The following is a 10,605-nucleotide window of genomic DNA, read 5'->3' on the forward strand; positions in this document are numbered from 1 at the left end:
ATCAATAAAAAACCCCGCATCATGACGATACGGGGTTTTGTTTACTTAAAAAAGGCTAACTCAATTTTTAACCAAAATTAGGTCAACTGAGCAACGTTAATCTTGTCTGCTTCTTCCGTATAGTCCTCCATACGGTCGAAGTTCATGTATTGATAGACTTCATCACCCATGCTGTTTAGCATGCCAGCATACTGCTGATACTCATCGTTAGTCGGCAATTTACCAAGTACGGCGGCAACTGCGGCAAGCTCTGCAGACGCTAGGTATACGTTAGCGCCTTGACCTAGACGGTTCGGGAAGTTACGGGTTGATGTTGACACCGCCGTCGATTTCGGTGCGATACGTGCTTGGTTACCCATACATAGTGAACAACCTGGCATTTCAGTACGAGCGCCGGCTTGTGCGTAGACGTTGTAATAACCTTCTTCCATCAACTGGCGTGCATCCATCTTAGTAGGCGGTGCAATCCATAGACGAGTCTTGAGGCTACCTGCTGGTACGTCTTGTAGCAATTTACCTGCCGCGCGGAAGTGACCGATGTTGGTCATACATGAACCAATGAATACTTCATCAATGGTATCACCAGCCACGTCTGCCAAGGTCTTGGCATCATCTGGATCGTTCGGGCAGCAAAGGATAGGCTCTTTGATCTCGCTCATATCGATAGTAATGTCGATAGCATATTCAGCATCATCATCCGCACGCATGAGGCTTGGGTTCGCAAGCCATTCTTGCATGGCTTCGATACGGCGGCTGATGGTACGCGCATCGCCATAGCCTTCTGAAATCATCCACTTAAGCAGCGTGATATTTGAGTTTAGGTACTCAGTTACTGAATCTTCAGACAAGGTAATGGTACAGCCAGCCGCACTACGCTCAGCTGAGGCATCAGACAATTCAAACGCTTGCTCAGCGGTCAAATCTTCTAGACCTTCGATCTCAAGGATACGGCCGTTGAACTCGTTGATTTTACCTTTCTTATCAACGGTCAAGTAACCTTCTTTGATCGCTTGATAAGGAATCGCATGTACGAGGTCACGCAAGGTGATACCAGGCTGACGCTCACCAACGAAACGAACACGGACAGATTCAGGCATATCTAGTGGCATCACACCAGTTGCCGCTGCGAAAGCAACTAGACCAGAACCCGCTGGGAACGAGATACCCATTGGGAAACGAGTATGCGAGTCACCACCAGTACCAACGGTATCTGGCAGTAGCATACGGTTCAACCATGAGTGAATGATACCATCACCTGGACGTAAGCTGACGCCGCCACGGTTCATGATAAAGTCAGGTAGTGTGTGCTGAGTCTCAACGTCAACTGGTTTTGGATAAGCCGCAGTATGACAGAATGACTGCATCACGAGATCCGCTTGGAAACCCAAACATGCCAAGTCTTTTAGCTCGTCACGTGTCATTGGGCCAGTCGTATCCTGAGAGCCAACGGTAGTCATCTTAGGCTCACAGTACATACCTGGACGTACGCCTTCTAGGCCACACGCTTTACCAACCATTTTCTGCGCTAGCGTAAAGCCTTTACCCGTATCGGCTGGCTCTTCTGGCTTAGCAAACACGTCTGAGTGACCAAGACCCAAGTACTCACGCGCACGGTTGGTCAAACCACGACCAACGATCAATGGAATACGGCCACCAGCACGCACTTCATCAAGCAAAGTAGGTGAGCTTAGCGTAAACGTTGATAGCACTTCATCAGAGTCATGCTTGGTGATTTTGCCGTCATGTGGGTAGATGTCAAATACATCACCCATATTTAGGTTATCAACCGCGACTTTTTCGATTGGCAATGCGCCAGAATCTTCCATCGTGTTGAAGAAAATCGGAGCGATGTTGTTACCTAGTACTAGACCGCCACCACGTTTGTTTGGCACGTTAGGAATGTCTTCGCCCATCAGCCATAGCACTGAGTTGGTCGCAGACTTACGGCTAGAGCCGGTACCGACAACGTCACCAACGTACGCAAGTGGGTGGCCTTTTTCTTTTAGCTCATCAATAAGTTTCATTGGACCACGCACGCCCTCTTCGTCAGCAGTAATGCCGTCACGAGAGTTTTTGTGCATGGCTAATGAATGCAATGGGATATCAGGACGGCTCCATGCGTCTTGCGCTGGTGACAAGTCATCCGTGTTGGTCTCGCCAGTGACTTTGAACGTCGTGTAAGTGGTTTTCTTTGGTACTTCAGGGCGATTCAAGAACCATTCTGCGTCAGCCCAAGATTGAACGACTTCTTTAGCAATGGTGTTGCCCGCTTCGGCTTTTTCAGTCACGTCATTGAACGCGTCAAATACGAGCAAAGTCTTCTTTAATGCTTCAGCAGCGTCTTGTGCGACTTCGCTGTCATCTAGTGCCGCAACCAATGGCTGAACGTTGTAACCACCTTGCATCGTACCTAAAATTTGAACCGCTTTTTGCTTGCTGATCAATGGTGATGATGTCTCACCTTTTAAGATAGCTGCCAAAAATGCCGCTTTCACGTAGGCTGCTTGGTCAACACCAGCAGGGATACGGTTTTCTAGCAAGTTCATCAAAAATGCATCTTCGCCTGCTGGCGGGTTCTTTAGTAATTCAACCAACTCTGCTACTTGTTTTTCGTTCAATGGTAGCGGAACCGTTCCTAGCTCAGCACGTTCTTCGACATGTTTACGATAAGCTTCTAACACAATAGTCGTCCTCGTCAGTTGGAGTTTAGCACATTACGTGGGTAGTCAGCATGACCGCCTGCGTCTATATACTATAGGGAATAATTATCCGTGCAATCATAGCTTAAAATGCTCTAAATGTTAATGGCTGAGCCTTCAAAAGGCGCGTAGCAAGGCCATATCCAACATTTATTATCAAAATAGTCCCATCAATAATATGATTGCACACCTTATAATCGCTCGTATTTACGTACCTGCACTGATTGATAAAAACTTGCTTTATGAGTGCGCAGACACCATATGACTGTTATACGCTTTTATCAGACATTTCTATAAAACATCAAAGGACGAGCCAATATGGATAGCAACACCAACTATGATAATGGCCTCAAGGTACGCACAGAAGTGATGGGTGAGCAGCATGTCAAACGCTCGCTTGATGCGGCGACTGGATTTACTCAGCCATTACAAGACTGGATCATTGAGCACGCTTGGGGCAGCACATGGCAAGATGAGTCAGTACTGCCGCGCAAATATCGCTCACTGATTACCATTGCCTTTTTAATTGCGCAAAAAAGCCCAAATGAGTTAAAAGGACATATCCGAGGTGCCATCAACAATGGCGCTAGTGTCGCCGAGATTCGCGAAGTGCTGATGCATAGCCTCCCATACTGCGGCGCACCTGCCACACAAGAAGCGTTTCGCGCGGCTATCGAAGTGTTTAATGAGATGGGTATAGATATTGATGACTTAAACAAAAAGCCATAGCACAAAGGGTTGAATAATAAACCCTGAGCGCAATATCTGTTATAATAAAGACACCTATAAAGCATGCTGATAATTCCATAAACCCTTATACTATAAAGGGTTAAGAGATCATTGATTATGACTACTGCCGTACAAACCCATATTCCTGCGCCAAGAGTAAAACCTAAAAAAGCCATTCAAGGTGAAAAGCTGCGTGGCTACGATAAAGTCGCGCGCATCCCGATTAAAGTAATCCCGACAGTCGAAGCGAAGAAAAAGCCGGATTGGATTCGAGTAAAAATGTCCTCACCTGCCGAGGTGGCGCGTATCAAAGCCAAACTACGCGAACAAAAGCTCTATACTGTTTGTGAAGAAGCCGCTTGCCCGAATCTTGCGCAGTGCTTTGGTGACGGCACCGCCACCTTTATGATTATGGGTGATATCTGTACCCGTCGTTGCCCGTTTTGTGATGTCGGTCATGGTCGCCCGAACGAGCTTGATAAAGATGAGCCGCGTCATACTGCCGAAACTATTCAAGGCTTGGGTCTTAAATATGCGGTGATCACCTCTGTCGATCGTGATGATCTAAAAGATGGCGGCGCGCAGCATTTTGTCGAAGTGCTCAACGAATCACGGGCGCTAAGCCCAAACTGCCTGATCGAAATCTTAGTGCCTGATTTCCGTGGCCGTATGGACATTGCCTTAGACTTACTGACAGAGACTGCGCCAGATGTGTTCAACCACAACATCGAAACCGTGCCACGTCTATACAAAGCCTTCCGTCCGGGTTCTGATTATCAGCATTCACTCGACTTGCTCAAGATTTATAAAGAGCGTCGTCCTGATATCGCGACCAAATGCGGGTTTATGGTTGGTCTCGGCGAAACCGAAGAAGAAGTCTATGCCCTACTTGATGATCTCAAAGCGCATGATGTCGATATGATCACGATTGGTCAATATCTACAGCCTAGTAAGAACCATGCCCCTGTTGACCGTTATGTCCATCCAGACGAATTCCAGCGTTATATGAACTACGGCAAAAAGATTGGCTTCTTTAGCATTTGGGCCGGTCCCATGGTACGCTCAAGCTACTTTGCTGATCGTCAGTATTATGGTGAAGATTGCCCAGCACCTATCCGCAGCAAAAAAGCATTAGAAGCAGAAGGCAAACTTGGCTGCTAATTGCTGATTTGATTATTGTTAAACCAATATCAAAGTACTAAAGATAATAGCTAAAAATATAAAAGGGTGAATAACAAATCTGTTATTCACCCTTTTTTATGACTTACTCTAATATCAGTGGCTAAAACTAAACACTCACTGTCGGCGTTGGTGCCGCACTTGTCTTTATATTGAATACCGCAATACCAAGTACAATCACACCGCCTACGATACCTGTCATCAACTCAGGATAAATCAATAACAAGGCACCAATCGCTAAGATGATACGGGTTATGGTATTCATCTCACCTCTGAAGTACCCCTCAAGCGCTGAGCTTAAGGCAATCACACCTGTTATCGAAGTCACTACTACTGTAATAATATCCACGATAGGTGGTAGCGGGAAATCTTTTGCCGTGACGGCCAGCCCCGTCGGATCTATCATCAGCATCGTTGGATTATAGATAAACATAAACGGCACAATAAATCCAGCCAATGCCAGCTTGAGCGACAAGAAGCCTGTTTTCATCGGGTCGCCACCAGAGATACCTGCACCAGCAAAAGCAGCCAGACACACAGGCGGAGTAATATTGGCAAAGATACCAAAGTAGAAGACAAACATGTGCGCTGACAAGATGGGAATATCAAACCCTGCCAATGCAGGCGCAGCCATGGTCGCGGTAATGATATAGGCAGGGATAGAAGGTAGCCCCATACCCAATACCATTGATGCGAGCATGGTCAAAATCAGCGTAAAGAATAACGACCCTGCCCCTAAGGTCACGATAGAGGAGGTCATCACTGTACCAAAGCTGGTCAAACTGACCACACCAATGATAATACCAACAACCGCACACGCTGCCATGACCGCAAGTGACTGACGTGCGCCGTCTTCGAGCGCCCCCAAAATATCAGAGAAGCTCATGCGCGTCTCAGCACGTAGCATACTGATTACTACGGTAAAACCAATCGTATAAGCAGCTGCATATCCCACAGGTACATTTCTGATTAATAAGAAAATCAAGAAGACAATCGGTAAGAGCATATGACCGCGAGCTTTTAGTACTTCTTTGACCGCGGGTAAGCTCTCTTTGGCGATACCTTTTAGGTCACGACGTCCAGCGCGGAAGTGCACTTGTGCAATGACCCCTAAGTAGTACAATATCGCAGGCAACAAAGCAGCAAGCGCAATCGTACTATACGGCAGACCAGTGGTCTCCGCCATAATGAACGCACTGGCTCCCATAATCGGTGGCAAAATCTGTCCGCCAACCGAGGCACTGGCCTCAACCGCGCCTGCAAAATCTTTATGATAACCAACCTTTTTCATCAATGGAATGGTAAAGGCACCCGTACTAACGACGTTGGACAATGCCGAGCCATTGATACTGCCCATAAAGCCACTAGAAATCACCGCCACTTTTGCAGGTCCTCCTTTTTTGTGACCTGCGATGGCTAATGCCAAATCATTAAACAGCTGTCCCATTCCTGAGCGTGCCAAAAACGCACCAAACAGAATGAACAAAAAGATAAATGTCACGGATGCACCAATCGCAACAGAATACAGACCTTCTGTTTTTAGAAACAATTGACCAAAAATATCGCCCATATCATAAGGGCGAGTCAGCAATCTATCCGGCATAAAATCCATATGACTGACAAACGGATAGGCCAAAAATATCCCTGCCAATATCGGCAAAATCCAGCCTGTGATACGGCGACTGCCTTCTAATACACAGACAACCGTAATCAGTGAAAATATCACATCAAGCGGATTGGCCATACCGCCACGTGAGGTCACAATGTCTTGATATTCGTAGATCAAATAGCTCATACCAGATAAAGACAATAAAAACCAAATCCAGTCATACCATGCCACTCGCTTGCGGCTGCTCTTTTTGCTCGCAGGAAAAATCAAGAAAATCAAGGCAAAACCAACACCCACGTGTACCGAGCGCTGTAGCAACGCTGGCATCGGGTTAAAAGTGATATATAAGTGAAAAAGAGAATAGAGTATACAAATACCAGCAATGAAATACTTGACTGGTCCTTGCGTGATATGACGCGTGATTGACTCTCGGTCATATTTTTCCAACACGGCTTTGTTGACCGCATCGGTATCTTTATCAACGTCAGCATCTGGCGTAGTATTCACGCTACCGTGATCCGTCACTTGGGAGCTCATGGCATAAGTCCTTGTTAAATCTATCAATTAAACCGTACGTCTTCGGCATGATCACCACTTCAGAATAGTCTGGCACCCACTGATGAATCAAGAAACGATAATCATCGTAATCAATTTCACCTTTGGTCAATCTGGACACAACCCAATTGAGGCTTGGTAGCTTCTCATTGATTTGGTAACCCAGATAGCCGGGTTTTTGTATGGGGGCCAGCGGTTCGGTCGAAGGCGTACCAGCACCAAACGCTTCAAAGTACGTGGTGGTAAGTAATAGCGCAGCATCTTCGGTACTGGTTTTATCTAGACGCTGATACTGCTCTTCCCACCACTGCTTTTCTACAGAATGTATCCAGCGTAACTGAAAATTAGAATCAGTAAAATAACACACCTTATCATCACTACCCGCTATCGCAACACGCACTTCGACCACAGACTGACGCACGGCACCTATCCATAGAATTAAAAAAACCAGCGCGGCAAGTCCTGCGGCGCCAGTTAATAACCCTATTGACTTACTTGGCGGCTTGTTCGTCATAGTACTTTTTAGCGCCAGGATGGATTGGGGCAACCATACCGTCACGAGCGGTTTCTAAACTGATATCGTTGGCCGCTTGGTGTGCCGTTTTTAGACCGTCCAAGTTATCAAACAACGCTTTGGTCAGTTTATAACCATCGGCTTCAGAAAGATCAGAGTTCACCAATAATGCATTCATGATTGCAGCAGTTGGCACACCTGCCTCATTGCCATAAGTACCAGCAGGAATCTCAAAGGTATTGAAATAAGGCTTGGTTGCAATGATTTCTTTTAGCTTTTCTTGGTCGATAGAAACCAACTGCAAATCCACGCCTTGCTCAAGCTCCATAAGCGATGAATTTGGTAGGCCACTACTAAAGAATGCCGCTTCGATTTTGCCCGCTTTCATGCCATCAGCAGCTTCAGCAAAACCCAAATAATCGACAGTGATGTCATCATAAGTGATGCCAAACCCTTCTAGTAGTGTTCGCGCATTGACTTCGGTACCAGAGCCTTGATCACCAACTGCGATGCGCTTGCCTCTTAAATCTTCGATGGTTTTGATACCCGTGTCTTTCGTGGTCACGATTTGCACGACGTTAGGATACAAAACGGCAATTTGCTGGATGTTGTCAATAGGCTTATCGAAGTTGTTTTTGCCTTCGACAGCATCGGTGACCACGTCACTGAGTGCCAAGACCATGTCCACTTTGCCTTGGGTCAATAGATTGACGTTTTCAACGGACGCACCTGTCGTTTGTGTTTTTGAGTTAACGCCAAAGTTTTTGACATAGACTTCAGACAATGAGGTACCAATGATGTTGTAAGGCCCAGACGCGCCGCCTGTGGCAATCGTTAGGAATTTGGTATCGAGTGTATCGGTAGCCGCATCAGCTGACGTACTATCCGCAGCAGCCGTCTCATTGCCTTCTGAGCTTGGCGATGAGCAGGCGGTTAAGCCTAGCATGGCGCTTAATATTGCTGAAAAAAGTAAGGGAGATTTTAGAGAAGTGAGCATTGAGTTCATCCTTGAAATGATCGATTTAATACAATTAGCGGCATTAATATATAAGTATTAATCCGTTACACCTGAGTAATAATATAGCAATTTTTGTGATAAATAAACCAAAGTATCTTTTCTCTTTTGCCTCAATATTATACATTAAGCTTTTGAGAAAACCTTCTTATTTTTTGTATTCACTGAGAACCTACATAGTTTCGCTGTGTGGAACTATGTTTCATCTTTATTTAAGCAAATTTTATCCCTGTTGTAAACCTTTACTACTCTTTAGCTAAAGGCTTCTTGCCATACTCTCGATTTATTGTTATTCCCTTCTTAACTCTGCTATATTTTTATTACTTATTTTTTTGTCGCGTTATGTCTCATTATTACCTTATGCTCAAGGTATTTAGACAAACTGGCACATGCCTCCTTATCTAATCTAAAGCCATTATTTTTTATGACCGAACTTGGATAACTCTTATGACAATACCCACTACAGAAGCATCAGAATCTTTGTCTGCTGACATTGCCATCATTGGTGGTAGTGGCTTGTATCAGGTCCAAGCACTGACTAATAAGCGCAGCGTGACGATACAAACCCGTTATGGCAGTCCATCCGATGACATTTTTTTGGGTGAATTAGAAGGAGTAACGGTTGCTTTTCTGACGCGGCATGGTCAAGGTCATAAGCTGACTCCATCTGAAGTATCCTACCGTGCCAATATTTACGCCCTAAAAACACTAGGTGTACGCGACTTTGACATCGTGGGTTGTGCCATCGATAAAGACCCACTCAAGGTCTGCGTCTTTGATCAGTGACGTAAATAATGCCATCAGCTTATTACTGCGAAACCAGCGCTGGTAAGCTTTATAGATGGTATTAGGCTTGCCAAAATACTCGGGTAAGTCTTGTCCAGTGTTCATCTTTGAGATTGGTGCGAGGCATAGCGAACGATATCTTTTTTGTGTGAGAACTTAAAGATTAACCGTTCGCTATTTTTTTTGCCATTAATTTATACCCAATGTTCAACACGCCCTAAGATTATCTACGCCATTTTCGATTATTTTCATAATCCAGTATTCACTTTATCAAAAAATAAGGCCACGAATGGCCTTATTTTTTCAATAGCTACTTTTGATAATAAGGATAATCGCTATAGCCTATTTCCGTGCCACCATACATTGTGGCTGGATCTACCTCATTGAGCGGCCAATGATGAGCTATGCGCTCTGGTAAATCAGGATTAGCAATAAAAGGACGACCAAAAGCAAATAAATCACCATAACCTTTAGATAACATATTGAGCGATTTCTCTACAGTGTATTTTCCCGCATAAATAATACGTCCTGAAAACTCAGCTCTAACCGCTTGATAAAAGGGCTCTGGTAAATCAGGGGCACTATCCCAATCAGCTTCTGCAATGGACAAATAAGCGATGCCCGCTTTCTCAAGTACTTTAACCGCTTCAATATAAGTATGATGAGGATCTGATTCTACCAGCCCTAAGTACACACGATCCTCACCGGTACTAGCAAACAAAGGCGCAAAACGGACGCCTAAACGATCAGCACCGACCACATCACTGACAGCAGCAACCACTTCTTTTAGGAACCGCAAACGATTCGCTAGCGAGCCACCATACTGGTCATCACGTTTATTGCTATGCTCAGAGATAAACTGGTTCACTAAATAACCATTGGCACAGTGCAGCTCTACCCCATCAAAACCCGCTTCTAAGGCGTTGCGAGCGGCTTGAGCGTACATCGTTATCAACTCGCTCACCTCTTCTGTGCTCAGTGCCCGCGGCTCACTTGGATCAGCTAAAGCACCTTCGCCTGGACCTGTTTCAATGAATACTTTGACATTATCAGCAGTAATAGCAGAGGGCGCTACAGGCTGATTTTGGTTGGGTTGTAAGCTAGTATGAGACACACGGCCAACGTGCCATAGCTGAGCAAAAATAATACCGCCCTTGGCATGTACCGCTTGCGTGATTTTTTTCCAGCCTTCAATTTGTGCTTGCGTATGAATACCTGGCGTCCATGCATAACCTTGGCCTCTGGGTTCGATCTGTGTCCCCTCCGTCACCATAAAGCCTGCAGAAGCACGCTGGGCATAATAACTTGCCATTAAATCATTAGGAATATTGCCAGGTTGCGTGCTACGAGAGCGCGTCAATGGTGGCATCACAATACGATTTTTAAGCGTATAAGGCCCAAGTTTTACAGGCGAAAACAGTGCACTGGTATTAGGAATAGTTTGTTTCATAACATTCTCTTTTATAACCCCACTCTCAACTTCGAAAGTGATTGAAAAAAGAAGAGCACCTCACTAATC

8 protein-coding genes and 1 pseudogene are annotated in these 10,605 nt (G+C 45.3%); 3 read left to right on the forward strand and 6 right to left on the reverse strand.

The window, feature by feature from the left end; translation table 11 throughout:
• Nucleotides 1-77: 77 nt before the first annotated feature.
• A complete protein-coding gene (acnB, locus tag L0G63_RS08255; protein WP_301450214.1) occupies nt 78-2,681 on the reverse strand; it encodes a bifunctional aconitate hydratase 2/2-methylisocitrate dehydratase in 2,604 nt (867 codons plus the stop codon).
• 336 nt (nt 2,682-3,017) lie between these two features.
• Between acnB and L0G63_RS08260 the strand changes: the two genes are divergently transcribed.
• Together L0G63_RS08260 and lipA are read left to right on the forward strand one after the other, a co-directional pair.
• Nucleotides 3,018-3,428 carry a carboxymuconolactone decarboxylase family protein gene (locus L0G63_RS08260; RefSeq protein WP_301450215.1) on the forward strand — a complete coding sequence of 137 codons (411 nt, stop codon included), beginning with the start codon at nt 3,018-3,020 and terminating at the stop codon, nt 3,426-3,428.
• A gap of 117 nt (nt 3,429-3,545) precedes the next feature.
• Nucleotides 3,546-4,589 (forward strand): lipoyl synthase, encoded by a 1,044-nt coding sequence (gene lipA / locus L0G63_RS08265; protein ID WP_301450216.1) that lies wholly within the window; start codon nt 3,546-3,548, stop codon nt 4,587-4,589.
• A gap of 127 nt (nt 4,590-4,716) precedes the next feature.
• Here the strand turns inward: lipA and L0G63_RS08270 are convergent, their stop codons facing one another.
• The 3 genes from L0G63_RS08270 to L0G63_RS08280 are packed head-to-tail and all read right to left on the reverse strand — an operon-like array spanning nt 4,717 to nt 8,282.
• Nucleotides 4,717-6,753: a TRAP transporter permease gene (locus L0G63_RS08270; protein WP_301450217.1), complete on the reverse strand. Its 2,037-nt coding sequence runs from the start codon at nt 6,751-6,753 to the stop codon at nt 4,717-4,719.
• Nucleotides 6,725-7,285, reverse strand: a complete 561-nt coding sequence (locus L0G63_RS08275) for a DUF1850 domain-containing protein (RefSeq protein ID WP_301450218.1) — start codon at nt 7,283-7,285, stop codon at nt 6,725-6,727. The genes L0G63_RS08270 and L0G63_RS08275 overlap by 29 nt, the downstream gene beginning before the upstream one ends.
• Entirely contained in the window at nt 7,263-8,282 is a 1,020-nt protein-coding gene (locus L0G63_RS08280; RefSeq protein WP_301450219.1) for a TAXI family TRAP transporter solute-binding subunit, read from the reverse strand. The genes L0G63_RS08275 and L0G63_RS08280 overlap by 23 nt, the downstream gene beginning before the upstream one ends.
• 465 nt (nt 8,283-8,747) lie before the next feature.
• Here L0G63_RS08280 and L0G63_RS08285 point away from each other — a divergent pair, with 465 nt between their 5' ends.
• A complete protein-coding gene (locus tag L0G63_RS08285; protein WP_301450220.1) occupies nt 8,748-9,086 on the forward strand; it encodes a hypothetical protein in 339 nt (112 codons plus the stop codon).
• Here L0G63_RS08285 and L0G63_RS08290 read toward each other — a convergent pair.
• Nucleotides 9,039-9,213 (reverse strand): annotated as a pseudogene (locus L0G63_RS08290) (IS5/IS1182 family transposase); the annotation flags it as partial. The gene L0G63_RS08285 and the pseudogene L0G63_RS08290 overlap by 48 nt on opposite strands.
• Nucleotides 9,214-9,396: 183 nt before the next feature.
• Nucleotides 9,397-10,536, reverse strand: coding sequence for an alkene reductase (locus tag L0G63_RS08295; RefSeq protein WP_201575464.1), 1,140 nt, complete (start codon nt 10,534-10,536; stop codon nt 9,397-9,399).
• Nucleotides 10,537-10,605: the final 69 nt, after the last annotated feature.

This window comes from Psychrobacter sp. (genome assembly GCF_030454045.1).
GTDB lineage: Bacteria > Pseudomonadota > Gammaproteobacteria > Pseudomonadales > Moraxellaceae > Psychrobacter.

Coding starts and splice junctions, on each gene's coding strand:
- L0G63_RS08260 (WP_301450215.1), top strand. CDS start 3,018: ATGGATAGCAACACCAACTATGATAATGGCCTCAAGGTACGCACAGAA.
- lipA (WP_301450216.1), top strand. CDS start 3,546: ATGACTACTGCCGTACAAACCCATATTCCTGCGCCAAGAGTAAAACCT.
- L0G63_RS08270 (WP_301450217.1), bottom strand. CDS start 6,753: ATGAGCTCCCAAGTGACGGATCACGGTAGCGTGAATACTACGCCAGAT.
- L0G63_RS08275 (WP_301450218.1), bottom strand. CDS start 7,285: ATGACGAACAAGCCGCCAAGTAAGTCAATAGGGTTATTAACTGGCGCC.
- L0G63_RS08280 (WP_301450219.1), bottom strand. CDS start 8,282: ATGCTCACTTCTCTAAAATCTCCCTTACTTTTTTCAGCAATATTAAGC.
- L0G63_RS08285 (WP_301450220.1), top strand. CDS start 8,748: ATGACAATACCCACTACAGAAGCATCAGAATCTTTGTCTGCTGACATT.
- L0G63_RS08295 (WP_201575464.1), bottom strand. CDS start 10,536: ATGAAACAAACTATTCCTAATACCAGTGCACTGTTTTCGCCTGTAAAA.